This window comes from Streptomyces aculeolatus (genome assembly GCF_020400605.1).
GTDB lineage: Bacteria > Actinomycetota > Actinomycetes > Streptomycetales > Streptomycetaceae > Streptomyces > Streptomyces aculeolatus.
Genome location: NZ_JAINRD010000002.1, coordinates 399,112 through 414,243, shown reverse-complemented (window position 1 = coordinate 414,243; position 15,132 = coordinate 399,112). Strand labels below are relative to the sequence as shown.

The window sequence follows — 15,132 nt, the reverse complement described above, 5'->3', positions numbered from 1 at the left end:
CTGAGGCGTTCCTCAGGGTCCTTCAGCGTCCCCACAGCGGTCGCCGGAGAGCATCCGGTGCCCATGACGGCCTTGTCGCGTACGGACCCGGTCCCCTCCCCCTCCACCGCTCGGCGGTTGCTCCGGCCGCTGCGCGCCGCGGCGCCGGCGGCGGCGCCCGCGCTGGCGGCGTACGCGGCGGTGCGGCTCACCGGGCTGCTCCTGCTCTGCGCGGGCGCCGCGCTGGCGGACGAGGACCCGCTGCACCGGCTCAACGGACGCTGGGACTCCGTCTGGTACCAGCGCATCGCGCGCGACGGCTACGGCTTCGAGGCCCGTCTGCCGGACGGCGGAGTGCATCCGGACCTCGCCTTCTTCCCGCTTCTTCCCGCGCTGGAGCGGTCGTTGGCGGCGGCCTCCCCGCTCGGCGTCGCGGAGGCCGGGCTGCTGGTGGCGTGGGTGTCGTCGTTCACCGCGGCGTGGGGCGTCTACGCGGTGGGCGCCCATGTCGCCGGGCACCGCGCCGGCGTCCTCCTGGCCGCCCTGTGGGGCGCGCTGCCCACGGGGTTCGTACAGTGGATGGCGTACACAGAGTCGTTGTTCACGGCGCTGGCGGCGTGGTCCCTCCACGCCTGCCTGACCGGCCGCTGGCGGACGGCGGGCCTGCTGGCGGCGGTGGCCGGGCTGTGCCGCCCGACTGCCGCCGCGCTGATCGCCGCGCTGGGCGCGGCCGGTGCCGCGCACCTGGCGGCCCAGGTCCGCGGCGGTGCCCCGGTCGGCACGCTGCTGCGCCGGGACCGGCGCCTGCTCACCGGGCTGCTCCTCGCCCCGCTGGGCTGGTTCGCGTACCTGGCCTACGTCGGGGTGCACGAGCGCAGTCCCTTCGGCTACTTCCGCGTCCAGGCCGCCTGGGGCAACCAGGTCGACGGCGGCGCCGCCCTCGCGGCCTTCATCGGGGGCCTCCTCACCGGCCCCTGGCCCTCCCCTCTCGGCGGCGCCGCCCTGTGCGCGGCGCTGGGACTGGTCGGCCTGCTCCTGTGGCTGTGTGTCCGCCGGCGGCTGCAACTCGCCCTGGTCACCTACGCCTGTGCCGTCGTCGCCCTCTCCCTCGTCGGGTCGGCCTACTTCGGCTCCCGCCCCCGCCTGATGACGCCGGCCTTCCCGCTGCTGCTCCCCCTGGCGGCGCCCATGGCGCACTGGCCCGTGCGGCGGGCGGTGGCGGTGGTCGGCGCGGTGGCGCTGGTCTCGGGTGCGTACGGCGCGGTGGCGCTGCTGGGCAACGGGCCGCCGTGAGCGGCCCGTTGCCTCCGCGGTCTCCCGTCGGCTCACCTTCGGCGCCCGGCGGCACCGCTGGCGAGGCGTGCGACTCCCGCACCCGGGCCGCCCGGCGCTGGTCTTCGCCCACCTCTCCGAGTGGGCCACCGCCAACCTTCAGCACGTCGAGCAGGCCCGGCGGCACTACGACGACGCGGGGTCGCCCCGCGCCTGACCGCGATCTCCGTCCTCACCACCCGGGGCAACGGGCCGCGCTCGCAGCGCCCGTTGCCCCGGCGGCATGCCCTCAGCGGACCTTCAGCGCACCCAGCAGCATCGGCAGCGAGGCGTGCAGCTCCCGCTCCCAGTACGCCCAGCGGTGGGTCCCCGGGCCGTAGAGGTTGGTGATCAGCTTCTTCGCGCCGACCCGCTTCAGCTCGGCGGCCAGCGCCTGGTTCTGCCTGTTGAAGTCCGCCTCCAGGGCGTCCGTGGCGCCGGGCGGGTCGAGGGGTCCTGCCGTGCCGTCGCCGCAGGAGAGGTAGACCGGTATCGACTTCAGCTTCTTCGCCAGGTAGTACGGGTCGTGGGCCTGCCAGATGGCGCGCTGGTCGACCGGGTCGCCCCAGACGCGGCGCGGGTCGTCGCCCCGGCCGCCGAAGAAGCCCATGATGCGGCCCACGGACTCGTCGTTGAGCAGCGGGTGTGCGGCGCCGGAGTAGGCGGCGGCGGCCCTGAACATGCCGCGGTGGCGGGCCGCGTACATCAGGGCGCCCTGGCCGCCCATGGACAGGCCGGCGACCACGCGGTTGGAGCTGGCGCCCCAGTCGCTTTCGAGCAGCCGGCGCAGCTCGTCGGTGTGGAAGGTCTCCCACGCCGGGTCGCCGCCCTCGCCGAAGTTCCACCAGTTGCTGTACCAGCCGTTCCAGCCGGCCTCGGGCATGACCACGAGGACGTCGCGGAGGCTGTCGGTGTCCTCGACATCGGTGGCGGAGGTCCACGAGGTGTAGTCGCCGCAGCAGCCGTGCAGCAGCCACAGGGTGGGCCAGTTCTGCCCGGGCTTCTCCGGGTCCCAGCCGTCGGGGGTCAGCAGGCGTACGGGGACGGTGCGGCCGCCGAGGGCCGGGGACCGTACCGACAGGTCGACCAGGCGCTCGCCGACCTGGGTGACGCCGACGACCTCGGCGTCACCCCGGGGGCCGCCGCCCTGCGCGGCGGCTTCCGCGGTGGCTTCCGGTGCCGCCGCGGCGAGCGACGGGGCGGCGGGGACGAGGGTGAGGAGGAGGGCGGAGAGGAGGAGTAGCAAGCGGTTTCTCACGGTCAGAACGGGTACCACGGCGGCTCCTTGGTGAGGGTGGAACGTTCGGACGGTGCTGGGTTCTCGGGGTGCGGCGGCGTCAGCGCCGCTTCGGCAGGATCAGCAGCGCGTCGCCGACCGGGCGCTCCCCCGCCGCGTCGGACGGGTCGTTGACCACCTCGCCGCCGACGGCGAGCGTGGTCGAGCCGCCGCCGTCGAGGTTCACGGCGTCGCGCAGGCCCAGGGCGCGGGCGACGTCGGCGCTCTCGGGGATGCTGAGGCCGAGGGAGTCCGTGGCGCGGCCGTCCGCGGTGACGAGGACGGTGCGGCCCGCGGCGTCGACACCGGCGAGGGTGCGCGGGTTCCGCTTGTGCATCCAGCCGTAGTAGAAGCTCGGGTTGCCGGGCTGGACCATGCCGTCCGCGGTGGGCGTGACGTGCGTGCGGCCGTCGCGGACGAGTTCGGGGCCGCCGTTGACGACGGCCGTGCCGGGCGGGGTGGCCACCGGCCGGCCGCGGTCGTCGCGCAGCCCGTGGCGTATCCGCAGCTTCTCGCCGGTACGGGCGAGGGCGGCCAGTTCGCCGGCGTGCTCGCCGGTGGCCTGGACGGAGGTGCCGCCGGCCGGCAGCGGGCCGCCGCGCGGGGAGCGCACCTCGACGACGCGGCCGCGGGCGTCGAGTACGGCCTCGGTGCCGTCGCCCGCGGGGGTGCGGGCCCCGTACTCCTCGGTGAAGGCGACGACTTCGTCGGCGTCGGTGCAGGTCACGTCGTGGCGCGGCAGGGAGGTGGGGGTGTCGTCCGCGGTGCCGCCGCAGTTGCGGATGAGGCCCGGTACGCGGTTGGTGCCGTCCAGCGGGAGGCTCTCGCCGCGGGCGGTGACGCGGCCCGCCCAGCCGAGCCGGGTGACGCTCGTGCCGCGGGCGGAGTCGCGCAGCACGAGGGCCGGGCGGGTGCCGACGCTCTCGCTGAGGAGGCGGCCGTCGTAGACGCCGACGCCGGCCGGGTCGCCGGGGGCGCCGGCCTTCGGGTCGAGGACGAAGAACCCGGCGTTGACCGCGGCGGTCGCCCCGGCGTCGGTGGCCAGCCGGCTGGTCGTCTCGCGGTTCTCCAGGTCGGGGCCGTACGAGGCGGTGAGCCCGCCGCGGAACGTGCGGGGGTCGACGGTCAGCACGTCGACCCGCCAGGTTCCCCGGACTCCGGGGTCGCCGTCCCAGCCGGTGTACGCGGCGGAGCCGGCGTACCCGGCGGCGACCAGCCGGGCGCGTTCGGCGTTGGCGGCGCTCTGGGCGTCGAACTCGCCGACGCGGACGCGCCAGCCGAGGGTGCCGCCGGCGAAGTCGGCGAGGGCGCGGGTGGTGACCTCCTCGGCGCGGGCGGCGAAGCCCTCGCCGGTCAGCTCGGCGGCCAGTTCCTCGGCGCTGGCCCGGTCCCGCAGGGCGGCGGGCGGCGCGTCGGGGTCGGGTGAGCCGGTGCCGCCGGGGATGGACACCTCGACGGTCCAGGGCAGTTGCGCGCTGCCGGCGCCGCGGACGATGCGGGTGAGGGTGACGCCGGGCTGCAGCGTCTCGGTGGTCCTCGTCTCGGTGAGGCCGGGGTCGCCCAGGGGCAGGGGCGTCGCCTCCGCCGGGGAGGAGGGCGCGGACGGCGCGGAGGACGCCGCCGAGGACGGCATGGCCGCGACGGAGGCGAGGAGCGCCAGGACCGTGCCCGCGCCGAGCAGTTTGCTGTTCACAGGGACCTCTCCGAGGTGACGTACGGGACGCACGAGGCGGCCCCGCCGGCACCGGGTGGGGTGCCGGCGGGGCCGGTGGACCAGCCTCAGCAACGGTGAGCGTGATCGAGACCGCCGTCAAGACTTCGGAGGCAAGTACTCCGCGGTCAGCGGCTCCTGTGGGTGCGTACGTAGTCGAACTTCGCGACCGCTCCTTCCTTGTTCATCGACACCAGCCCGATCTGCAGCCGCTCGTCGCCGGGCAGCGTCCACACGCCGTTGTGGACCCAGGTGCGGCCGTCGCGGCTGGTGGCCGCGCGCACCTCGTGCTCGCCGTTCGCGCCGTCGTGGCGGTACGACAGCCGCAGCCACATGGTGTCGGCGGTGGGGCCGCCGAACATGGGCGCGCTCGCGACGGGCGTGGGCGGGGAGGTGGTGGGGCGTTCGCCTTCCTTCCCGAACTCGCTGACGTCGAGGACGGTGCCGCCGCCGCGGTTCAGCGGGAGCACGGAGTGGGTCATCTTGAAGTACTTGTCGTCGTTGGCGTAGAGGAGCAGCCCGGCCTGCTGGTTGGGCTGCGCGGGGTCGAAGTCGAGCTTCGTCGTGACGGTGTAGTCGCCCTCGGGGGCATCGCGCAGCAGTACGGAGGCGCTGTTGCTGTTGAGGTGCAGCTCGCCGTTCTGCGTGGGCCACACCAGGTCGCCGCCGTCCGCGGCCACGCCGGGCGCGGGACCGCGCAGCCAGCGCCACGGGGAGCCGGGCTCGGTGCCGGGCACGGCGGCGGAGTCGAACTCGTCGCTGTGGCCGGGCAGCAGCCGGCCGGTGGCGGGCTCGGGTACGCGCTTGGTGACCGGCTCGTAGAGGCGTGCCGCGCCGACGTTGTCGGCCGCCGCGCCGCCGCCGCGCGCCGCGGTGCCCACCGCGCCGGGCCGGGTGGCCGCACCGGGCAGCTTCCGCTCCTGGGCGGCGACGGCGTCGCGCAGCCGGTCGCCGCTGACCTCGACGCTCATGCGGCCGTCGCGGATCTCGGCGGTGACGTTGTGCCAGGAGCCCCAGTCGTACGAGGCGGGCAGCGGCGTCGCCTGCTCGCCGCGGCTGCGGCCGTTCACGACGACGTCGGTGACCAGCGCGCCGCGTGCGCGGTCGAGCCAGGCGGTGGTGTGGTTGCGCGGGTCGCGGTAGGCGACGGTCAGGCCCGCGGCGCCGTCCGCGGCGGGCACCCGCAGGTCGGCCTCGGCGCGCAGGTCGCGCGGCGCGGCCTCGTCGGTGACGAGGAACGCGGCGTCGGCGCCGCCGCCGTGGGTCGCGTACGGGCCGGAGTCCGCGTCGTCCGCCACGGACCAGCCGCCGGTGCCGGCGCCCTCGGCGCGCCAGCCGTCGAGGGAGCCGCCGGCAAAGGTGCCGCCGGCGTCCCAGTCGGTGACGGGGGCGCGCTGCGGGCCCTCGGAGGGTCCGGCGCCGGCGCGGACGACGGGCCAGCCGTCGATCCAGTCGAGCCGGTCCATCAGCATGGGGCGGCGGGTGAGCTGGCGGTCGGGCAGGTCGGGGAAGCGGTCGAGGTCGGGGTTGTCGGCGGGGATGCCGTGGTAGACCAGCCAGTCCTGGCCGGCGAGGTCGGTGGTCAGCCCGTTGTGTCCCGGGCCGATCCAGCGGTTGCCGTTGGCGCCGAGGACGATGGCGCCCTTGCTGGTCGGGGCCATCAGGTCGACGCCCTCGTCGTCGCGGAAGGGGCCGGTGGGGCTGGTGGAGCGGCCGGCCTTGACCTGGTAGCCGCTGTACGCGCCGTCGCAGCAGCCGGCGTCGGAGTAGAAGAGGTAGTAGTGGTCGTCGCGGCGGACGACGAACGCGCCTTCCATGCGGCGGCCCTGGGCGATCTGCGTGACCTCGCCGGTGATGCGGGTGCGCTCGGCGTTCATCTCGGCGACGCAGAGGATGTCGTAACTGCCCCAGTAGAAATACGTCTTGCCGTCGCGGTCGGTGAACTGCGCCTGGTCGATGCCGCCGGTGGGGCAGCCGCTGGGCGCGGGCAGCACGGGCCCGGTGTCCGTCCACGGGCCGGTCGGGGTGGGCGCGGTGGCGGCGCCGACGGTGTCGCGGCCGGGGACGGAGTAGTAGAGGATGTAGCGGCCGTCGTTGTAGCGGATGTCGGGGGCCCACAGGCGCGAGCCCCGGTGCCACTCGGGCTGGGTGGCGGGGGTGAAGACCTCGCCGGCGTACTCCCAGGTGGCCAGGTCCTCGGAGCGCAGGATCGGCAGCATCCGCTCGCCCTGCTCGCCGCCGGTCTGGAACACGGGGTTCTGGGTGCCGTAGGCGTACCAGTAGCCGTCCTTGCCGCGGATCGTCACGGGGTCGGGGAAGGTGTCGACGACGCCGTCGGTGACCGGGTTGGCGTACGTCCCGGGGGCGCTCTTCTCCACGGCGGCTGCCGCCGCCGGTTTTGTTGCCGGTGCCGGGGCCGGGGCCGGGGCCGCGGCCGTCGCCGACGACAGCGGCAGCAGCCCCGCCAGGAGCGCGCACAGCAGCAGCGCGGTCCGTGTCCACGTCCGTCTCATGCGGTGGTTCCTTCCGGTTCGAATGCGCTGAGGGTCGGGTCGTAGTCGAGGGCGCCGACGTCGTACATCGGCGTCATCCAGTGGTAGAAGTTGTCGCCGCGCTCGCGCAGCAGGTCGTACAGCCGGCGCAGCATCCGGCGGCGTACGGGCAGCATCTCGGGGTGCGCGTAGCGGTTGGTCAGCTCGTGCGGGTCGGCTTGCAGGTCGTACAGCTCGTTGACGGACTCGGGGTTGACGACGAGCTTGTAGCGCTCGTCGCGGATCATGCGCTGCGGGTACGGGAAGTGGTGGCCGTGGAACTCGGCGAGCAGCTCCGCGGGCCACTCGGGGTGCTCGCCGCGTACCAGCGGCAGCAGGCTGCGGCTGTCGACGGCGGGCGCGGTGGCGCAGCCGGCGAGGTCGAGGATGGTGGCGGTGCAGTCGGTCAGCGTCACGAACTCGTCCCTGACCTGCGGCGGGGCGCCGGGGACGCGGACGATGCCGGGGATGCGGTAGATGTCCTCGTACATCGCCGGGCCCTTGTCGTGGAGGCGGTGGGCTCCGGTGAACTCGCCGTGGTCGGCGGTGAAGAACACGGAGGTCTCGTCGGTGAGGCCGAGTTCGTCGAGGCGGGTGAGGATGCGGCCGATCTGTTCGTCGATGAGGGTGACGTAGCCCCAGTAGACGGCGATGAGCTTGCGGGTGACCTCGATGGGGATGGTGTCGAAGGTCCAGTGCGCGCTGTAGTTGCGCTGGACGGCCGGTTTGCCCTCGAAGGTCTCGGCGATGGACGGCGGCAGCTCGACCAGGTCCGGGTCGTACATGTCGTAGTACTCGTCGGGCAGCAGGTAGGGCAGGTGCGGGCCGAAGAAGTGGGTGGCGAGGAAGAAGGGGCGGCCGGTGGCTGCGTAGGCGTCGAGGTGCTCGATGGCGCGGGTGGCGAGGTAGTGCTCGAAGGTGGCCTCGGCGGGCTGGTGGAGGCGGGCCGCGAGCAGGTTGCCGGGGTTGCCGTTGGGGGTGGTGCCGCGCACCGGATCGGAGATCCGGTACGGCGGCAGCCCCCGTTCGTCGAGGTAGGCGAGGTAGTCGGGGTGGTCGACGGGGTTGTGCCAGCCGGGCAGGTCGGGGCCGTCGAAGCCGTAGGAGGCGGCGTTGCGGTGGGTGCCGCCGTGCCACTTGCCGACGAGCCCGAGCTGGTAGTCGCGTTCGGCGAGCGCACCGGGGAAGGTGAACGCGTCGCTGCGGAGGTCTTCCAGATAGCCGACGTTGCGCTCGTAGTTGGCGAGCAGCCGGTGCCGGAACGGCGCCTGGCCGGTGAGCAGGCTGGCGCGGGCGGGGGTGCAGATGGCGGTGGGGGTGTAGCACCGCTCGAAGCGGGTGCCGGAGGCGGCCAGCCGGTCGAGGTGAGGGGTGGCGACGTGCGGGTTGCCGTAACAGCCCAGGGTGTCGACCCGGTGCTGGTCGGTCATCAGGAAGAGCAGGTTCACTTGGCGGACGCCTTCGTGTAGAGGTCGCCGCGGTAGTACTCCGCCGGGTCGGGGGCCTCGTCGAGCTGGCCGGTGCCGACGAAGAACTCGGCGAGGTCGCCCAGCCAGCCTGCGACGGTGCCGTCCTCCGTCTTGGCGACGAGGTCCTCGGTGGTCAGCAGCTCCTGGTTGGCGGCGTCGGCCTTGACCTTCTCCTCGTCGAGCTTGAGCATCGCGGCGGTGTCGGTGACGGACTCCTCGGGGTTCTCGTAGCGCCAGTCGTTGGCCTTCTGGAGCACCCCGACGACCTTGGTGGTCAGCTCGGGGTCGACGCCGGTGCCGGCGACGAAGGCGTTGGGGAAGTAGCCGTCCTCGAAGTCGCGGGTGCTGGCGACCTCTTCGAGGTCGGGGACCTTGGCCTTGATCTCGTCGATCATCGGGTACCACAGGCCGGCGCCGTCGATCTGGCCGGAGGAGAACGCGGAGACGATCGTCGCCGGGTCCATCGGGACCTTCTCGACGTCGTCGATGGACATGCCCTCCTCCTGGAGGGCGAGGTTGAGCGCCATGTCGCCGGAGGTGCCCTCGGGGACGCCGACCTTCTTGCCCTTGAGGTCGGCGAGGGAGGTGATGCCGGGCTGGGCGATGACGCGGTCCGCGTAGCCGAGGGTGTTGACGGCGACGACGTCGGCCTTGCCGGAGGCGGGCAGCCACATGGCGCCGGGGCCGATGTAGCCGAAGTCGAGGTCGCCGGCGCCCAGCGCCTGGATCTGGATGGGGCCGTTGTTGAAGACGGAGACCTCGGCGTCGAGGCCGGCCTCCTTCCACAGGCCCTGCTTCTCGGCGATCGCCAGGAGGCTGGCGCCGTTGTAGTCGTTGATGTAGCCGAAGCGGACGGTGGAGCCGTCACCGCCGCCGCCGCTGTCGTCGGAGCAGGCGGCGACCGGGAGTGATATGAGCGCCACGGTGAGTGAGAGTGCGAGGGTACGGCGGGTCGCGCGCATGGCGGAGTGGTCCTTTCGGGGTGTGCTGAAGTCCTGTGCGGTGTACGGGCGTCGGGTGCGGGTCAGGCGGCGGCCGGGGCGGTGCCCTGGTGGTAGACGGAGTGCCAGACCTCGTTGCGTATCCGGCCGAACTCGGGCGACAGCCGGATCTCCTCGGTACGCGGATAGGGCAGGCCGACGTCGACGATCCGGTGGATGCGCCCGGGGCGGGCGGCCATCACCACCACCCGGCTGGCCAGGTAGACCGCCTCGTCGACGTCGTGCGTGATGAACATGACGGTGCGCTTGTCCTGGCTCCAGGTGTCCAGGAGCTGGTCCTGCAACTGCACCCGGGTCAGCGCGTCCAGCGCCCCGAACGGCTCGTCCATCAGCAGCACCTGCGGGTTGACCGCGTAGGCGCGGGCGATGGCGCAGCGCTGCTTCATGCCGCCGGAGAGCGTCTTGGGCAGCGCGTCGGCGAAGTCGGTGAGGTCGACGAGTTCGATGGCGTGGTCCGCCCGCTTCCGGCGCTCGTCGGCGGCCAGGCCGGCGAGCTTCAGTCCGAACTCGACGTTCTGCCGCACCGTCAGCCAGGGGAAGAGGGCGTACTGCTGGAAGATCACGCCGCGCTCGGGGCCGGGCCCCGTGACAGGGCTGCCGTCGACCAGGACGTCGCCCGAGGTGGGTTCCGCGAGCCCCGCGGCCATGTTGAGCAGGGTGCTCTTGCCGCAGCCGGACGGGCCGACGACGGTGACGAACTCGCGGTCGGAGATGTCTAGGGACACCCCGTTCAGGGCGGTGAAGTCGGTGCCCTTCATCGGGAAGGTCTTCACGACGTCCCGGAAGGAGATTTTCTCGGTCATCGGCGCTCCTGCCAGCCGGTGAGACGCCGTTCGGCGAGTAGCAGCAGCCGGTCCATGACCAGGCCGAGCACGCCGATGGTGATGAGTCCCACGAAGATGGTGTCGAGGTCGTAGTAGGTCTGGGCGTGCTGCATGCGGAAGCCCAGGCCCTCCTGGGCGGCGATCAGCTCCGCGGCCACCACGGTGGCCCAGGCGGCGCCGAGGCCGATGCGCATGCCGACGAGGATGAACGGGGTCGACGCCGGGATCACGACCTTCAGGAAGATGACGCGGTCGGAGGCGCCGAGGACGCGGGCGGCGTTGATGAGGGTGCGGTCGACGTCGACCACGCCCTGGAAGGCGGCGACGACGCACGACAGGAACGCCGCCAGGAAGATGACGAAGACCTTCGGCGTCTCGCCGATGCCCATGAGGACGATCGCCAGCGGGATGAGCGCCAGCGGCGGGATGGTGCGGAAGAACTGGACGTAGGGCTCCAGCAGCCCGCGGGCCGTGGGGTACCAGCCCATCAGGAAGCCGACGGGGATCGCGAGCGCCGTGCCGAGCGCGAAGCCGGTGAAGACGCGGCGCAGGCTGGCGAGCAGGTCGTCGGCGAGGGTGCCGTCGGCGATCAGGTCGCCGGCCTTCTCGGCCACGGCCAGCGGGCCGGGCAGGCTCTCGACGTTGAGCGCGGCCAGCACCGCCCAGACGGCCACGCCCACGGCGAGGGCGATGACGTTCAGTACGAGGGAGCGGACCTGGCCGCGCCGCTCGGTGCGGCGCGTGCGTGGCCGGGTGGCCCGCTTGCGGGGTGTGGTGATCACGGCCATACGTACCTCGTTCGTCTCACGCGTCGTCCTGGGGACCGGCGTCTGCGGGGTAGTGGGAGAGCAGGGGCGATTCGTGCAGCACCAGCGCGATGGCGCCGAGCGCGCCGCCGGTGGCGCCGAGGGTCGCGGGGCGCAGCACCACGCGGTCGCGGGAGGCGGGCATGATGTGCGCGCCGAGGGCTTTCTCGATGGGTCCGGTGAGGGCCTCGCCGGTGCGGGCGAGTTCGCCGCCGATGACGATGACGCCGGGGCCGATCGCGTTGCAGACGGCGGCGAGCACGGTGCCGATGTGGGCGCCGGCGACGGCGAGGACGGCGCGGGCCGCGGGGTCGCCGGCGGACAGTGCGGCGGTGAAGGCGGCGAGGTCGTCGGCGCGGCCGCCGGCGGCGCGGTAGGCGTCGAGCACGGCGCCGACGGAGGCCACGGTCTCCAGACAGCCGGCGCCGCCGCACTCGCATTGCGCGCCGGCCGGTACGGCGGTGACGTGGCCGAGTTCGCCGGAGAGCCCGAAGGCGCCGCGGTGCAGGGAGCCGCCGACGATGAGGCCGCCGCCGACGCCGTGGGAGACGCGCAGGTAGAGCACGTCGGCGTCGTCGGCGGCGGCGCCCCAGGTGGCTTCGGCGAGGGCGGCGAGGCGGGTGTTGTTGTCCAGCAGTACGGGCACGCCGAAGCTCTTGCGCAGCAGGTCCGACAGCAGGTCGAGGCGCCGGCCGCCGGCGGTGAGGTCGCCGGGGGCGCCGATGGGGCCGACGACGCCGACGCCGATGGCGTCGAGCGCGCCGAGGCGCAGGACGCCGCCGGTGAGGGTGCCGACGAGCCGTTCCGCGAGCCGTACGCGCTCCTCCCAGGACAGGTCGGGGGCGTGCTGCTCGCTGGCGGAACCGACGATCTCGTGGGCGACGTTGACGGCGGCGACGTGGACGGCGCGGCGGGCGAAGTCGATGCCGAGGGCCTGTCCGGCGTCGGGGTTGAGGGAGAGCTTCTCCACGGGCCGGCCGCGGCGCCGCTCCTCGGCCAGCGGCACCGTGGCGACGACGGCGCCGTTGGCGATGAGGTCGCCGACGATGTCGTAGAGCGTGGTGCGGGACAGCCCGCAGCGGGTCCCGAGTTCGCCGCGGCTGAGGGGGCCGTGCTTGCGCAGCAGGGAGAGCACGAGCTCTTCGTGCTCGCGGCGGAGGCGGGAGAGGGGGCCGGCGGAGGGGTGCATGGCCGACAGCATGGAGACGCCCCGAGTTTTTCGTCAACAGGTCGGAAAAAAGAAACACACGGCCGCAAGACTCCCGTCACAAAACTCCGCCGCGACTGCCGCACCATGGGATCTTGCGTGACCTGCGGCGATGCCCCGGGGCGCGGACCGGGCCGGGCGCGAGGCCCGACCGGATTATTTTTCCGACCTGTTGACGAAAATCTTGGGGCGTTCGCATGCTGTGCGCCAGGCCGCCGGCGCGAGCGGCATGACGAGGGAGGACGAAGGAAGATGACCCACTCAGCGAGCGGTTCGTCCATCGGCCGGCGGTCCCTGCTGGCCGGCGCCGGCTCCGTGGGAGCGGCGGCGGCGCTGGCGCCCGTACCGGCGTCGGCGGCGACTCCCCCCGGCGCGGCGGCGGCCCCGGCGGGGGGCGGCAGCGGCAACGCCGCGGGGAACTGGCCGGACCCCGAGCCGTACGGGCTCGCCGACACCCGCGCCGACCTGTGGCCGCGCGACGACAACTCCTTCGTGCTGCCGCTGGAGTTGCGCCCCCGCGACGAGGACCTGGGCCGGGTGTGGATGCGCGACACCTACGTCAACTGCTTCGAGGTCGACGGCCGCCCGCTGTACGTCACCACCGGGACGACCCGGGTCCCCGGGCTGGAGACGGCGAGCCCGTGGAACGACGGGATCTTCGTGTGGACGGCGCGCTCCCTGCGCGGCCCCTGGCGGCTCGCCGACACGACCGGCATCCGGCCGGACGCGGAGAAGGGCAAGGTGTGGTCGCCGGAGTTCGCCGGCGAGAACCGCCCGGGGCGTACCGTCGTCGCGCCGTGGCAGGAGTACTGGCACGACGAGATGTTCGGCAAGCGCGCCAACGCCTGGGCGCCGGAGGTGCACTACTTCGGCGGGCGCTGGTACATCGTGGCGTGCATGGGCGACCACTCGCGCCTGGTCGGCTCGTTCATGCTGGTGAGCGAGGGCGGGGTGGAGGGCCCGTACCGGCTGGTCGAGGGGAACCTCGGCAAGCCGTTCGGCGACCCGGTCAAGGGCGGTCCGTCGTTCATCGAGCCGGGCGCCTACCACCACATCGACGGCAGTCTGTACGGCGAGGGCGGCGACGCCTGGCTGGTGCTGCACAACGACCTGTACGCGAAGTTCCGCGACGACATGGAGGACATCGTCCCCGCGACGGACCTCCCGCGCTTCGAGCAGCAGCGCTACTCCCCCGAGCCCTACCTCGAAGGCGCCTACGTCTTCAAGCACCGCGGAAAGTACTTCCTCCTCCACGCCGCCTGGAACCGCGCCTCCCTCGACGCCTACGGCAGCACCCGCCACGCCTACGAACCGGGCGGCACCGGCCGCGTCCAATACCAGTACGACGCCGTGGTGGCCGTCGCCGACCGCTTCGAAGGCCCGTACTCCAAGCGCTGGACCGCCGGCGTCGGCGCCGGCCACAACAACTTCTTCACCGACGCGGACGGGCAGCTGTGGGCGACGTTCTTCCGCAACCCCAACTTCGGGTACTGGGCCGACCCCGCCCGCATCGCCGACGCCGCCGTCCCCGGCGTCGTACGCCTCGAATGGACCGGCCCCCGCGACGGGCGCATCTACGTACAGCGCCGGCGCGGGCGTACGGCCGGGGACTGACCGCGCTCCCCCGCTCCCCTCCCGGCTCCCGGTGATCGTCCCCGGGGCGCCCGGAGCGCGGCGGACCGGTGGCAGACTGGCCACCGGTCCGCCGAAGGAGCCCGCAGTGTCGATGATCAAAAGCCTCCGCCACGCGGTGCGCAGGGCACCCCGGCGCACCGTGGACCTGAGCCACCACGCCCGCTCGCCGCTCGGCAGCGCGGTGGTGAACTGCGTGTCGTACCTGGACGGCGCGCGCCTCCAGCAGGGCAACTGCCCGGCCGCCGAGGCGCTGCGCCAGGTGCGCAAGCGCGGGCAGGGCTTCGTGTGGATCGGGCTGCACGAGCCGCGGCAGGAGGAGTTCGCCGGGCTCGCGGACCTCTTCGAGCTGCACCCGCTGGCGGTCGAGGACGCCGTGCACGCGCACCAGCGGCCCAAGGTCGAGCAGTACGACGACACGCTGTTCGCCGTCTTCAAGACCGTGCGCTACGTGGAGCACGCCGAGCTGACCGCGACCAGCGAGGTCGTCGACACCGGCGAGCTGATGGTCTTCGCCGGATCCGACTTCGTGATCACCGTCCGGCACGGGCCGCACGGCTCGCTGGGCCCGCTGCGCGAGTCGCTGGAGGCGTCGCCGGAGCAGCTGGCGCAGGGGCCCGCGGCGGTGCTGCACGCGATAGCCGACCACGTCGTCGACGACTACCTCGCGGTGACCGACGCGGTGCAGCGCGACATCGACGACGTGGAGACCGCCGTCTTCAGCGAGCACGTCCGCGGCGGCGACGCGGGCCGGATCTACCAGCTCAAGCGCGAGCTGCTGGAGCTGCGCCGCGCCGTCGCCCCGCTGGACCGGCCGCTGCAGCGTCTGGCCACGAGCCCCATGCCGCACATCGCGCCGGGGATCCGCGCCTACTTCCGGGACGTGGCCGACCACCTCCAGCGGATCACGGACCAGATCACGTCGTACGACATGCTGCTGGACTCCATACTCCAGGCGCATCTGGCGCAGGTGACCGTGGCGCAGAACGAGGACATGCGAAAGATCACGGCGTGGGCGGCGATCATCGCGATCCCGACCATGGTGTGCGGGGTGTACGGGATGAACTTCGACCACATGCCCGGGCTGGACTCGGTCTACGGCTATCCGGCGACGCTGCTGGTCATCGCGGTGGCGTGCTACGTGGTGCACCGGGGCTTCCGCCGCAACGGCTGGCTCTGAGCCTCCCTACCACACCGCGGGGACATCTGTCCGAATCCGGCGGGTGCCCGCTACTCCGATCCGATACGAAGTTGGCGTCCTTCTTGACTTAGAATTTGTCCACCGTAGGATCGGAGTCGGCGACAGCCACAGGAAACAGGAAGACCTCGTACGGCAGGAGACGAAAGACTCCGACATGCGCGTACGCCGCCGTTTCGAACCGCAG

Annotated in this window: 12 protein-coding genes; 4 read left to right on the top strand and 8 right to left on the bottom strand. The window is 73.2% G+C overall.

From position 1 onward, the window contains the following. Positions 1-63: 63 nt before the first annotated feature. Positions 64-1,272 (top strand): putative hexosyltransferase, encoded by a 1,209-nt coding sequence (locus tag LG396_RS06105; RefSeq protein ID WP_225793946.1) that lies wholly within the window; start codon positions 64-66, stop codon positions 1,270-1,272. A 67-nt stretch (positions 1,273-1,339) separates the two neighbouring features. Then, complete coding sequence (locus LG396_RS39165) at positions 1,340-1,468, top strand: hypothetical protein (RefSeq protein WP_263978728.1); 129 nt, start codon at positions 1,340-1,342, stop codon at positions 1,466-1,468. 72 nt (positions 1,469-1,540) lie between these two features. On the opposite strand, the gene LG396_RS06100 is transcribed toward LG396_RS39165, so the two are convergent. From LG396_RS06100 to LG396_RS06065, 8 genes are all read right to left on the bottom strand, one after another. Continuing rightward, positions 1,541-2,566 carry an alpha/beta hydrolase gene (locus LG396_RS06100; RefSeq protein ID WP_225793945.1) on the bottom strand — a complete coding sequence of 342 codons (1,026 nt, stop codon included), beginning with the start codon at positions 2,564-2,566 and terminating at the stop codon, positions 1,541-1,543. 61 nt (positions 2,567-2,627) lie between these two features. After that, entirely contained in the window at positions 2,628-4,259 is a 1,632-nt protein-coding gene (locus LG396_RS06095) for a phosphodiester glycosidase family protein (RefSeq protein WP_225793944.1), read from the bottom strand. Between the two features lie 146 nt (positions 4,260-4,405). Then, positions 4,406-6,790 carry a glycoside hydrolase family 43 protein gene (locus LG396_RS06090; RefSeq protein WP_225793943.1) on the bottom strand — a complete coding sequence of 795 codons (2,385 nt, stop codon included), beginning with the start codon at positions 6,788-6,790 and terminating at the stop codon, positions 4,406-4,408. Then, the gene (locus LG396_RS06085; protein WP_225793942.1) at positions 6,787-8,256 is read right to left on the bottom strand and encodes a sulfatase family protein; all 1,470 of its coding nucleotides are present in this window, start codon (positions 8,254-8,256) and stop codon (positions 6,787-6,789) included. Before LG396_RS06085 ends, LG396_RS06090 begins: the two co-directional genes overlap by 4 nt. Then, on the bottom strand, positions 8,253-9,239 hold the full coding sequence (locus LG396_RS06080; RefSeq protein WP_225793941.1) for an aliphatic sulfonate ABC transporter substrate-binding protein: 987 nt from the start codon (positions 9,237-9,239) through the stop codon (positions 8,253-8,255). The genes LG396_RS06085 and LG396_RS06080 overlap by 4 nt, the downstream gene beginning before the upstream one ends. Positions 9,240-9,301: 62 nt before the next feature. Beyond that, positions 9,302-10,081, bottom strand: a complete 780-nt coding sequence (locus LG396_RS06075) for an ABC transporter ATP-binding protein (RefSeq protein ID WP_225793940.1) — start codon at positions 10,079-10,081, stop codon at positions 9,302-9,304. Continuing rightward, on the bottom strand, positions 10,078-10,890 hold the full coding sequence (locus LG396_RS06070) for an ABC transporter permease (protein WP_130457686.1): 813 nt from the start codon (positions 10,888-10,890) through the stop codon (positions 10,078-10,080). The genes LG396_RS06075 and LG396_RS06070 overlap by 4 nt, the downstream gene beginning before the upstream one ends. Before the next feature lie 16 nt (positions 10,891-10,906). Continuing rightward, entirely contained in the window at positions 10,907-12,109 is a 1,203-nt protein-coding gene (locus LG396_RS06065) for an ROK family transcriptional regulator (protein ID WP_100301202.1), read from the bottom strand. A gap of 258 nt (positions 12,110-12,367) precedes the next feature. Here LG396_RS06065 and LG396_RS06060 point away from each other — a divergent pair, with 258 nt between their 5' ends. Both LG396_RS06060 and LG396_RS06055 read left to right on the top strand, forming a co-directional pair. Next, on the top strand, positions 12,368-13,729 hold the full coding sequence (locus LG396_RS06060; RefSeq protein WP_225793939.1) for a family 43 glycosylhydrolase: 1,362 nt from the start codon (positions 12,368-12,370) through the stop codon (positions 13,727-13,729). A gap of 112 nt (positions 13,730-13,841) precedes the next feature. Continuing rightward, positions 13,842-14,927 (top strand): magnesium and cobalt transport protein CorA, encoded by a 1,086-nt coding sequence (locus LG396_RS06055; protein WP_018839579.1) that lies wholly within the window; start codon positions 13,842-13,844, stop codon positions 14,925-14,927. Positions 14,928-15,132: the final 205 nt, after the last annotated feature.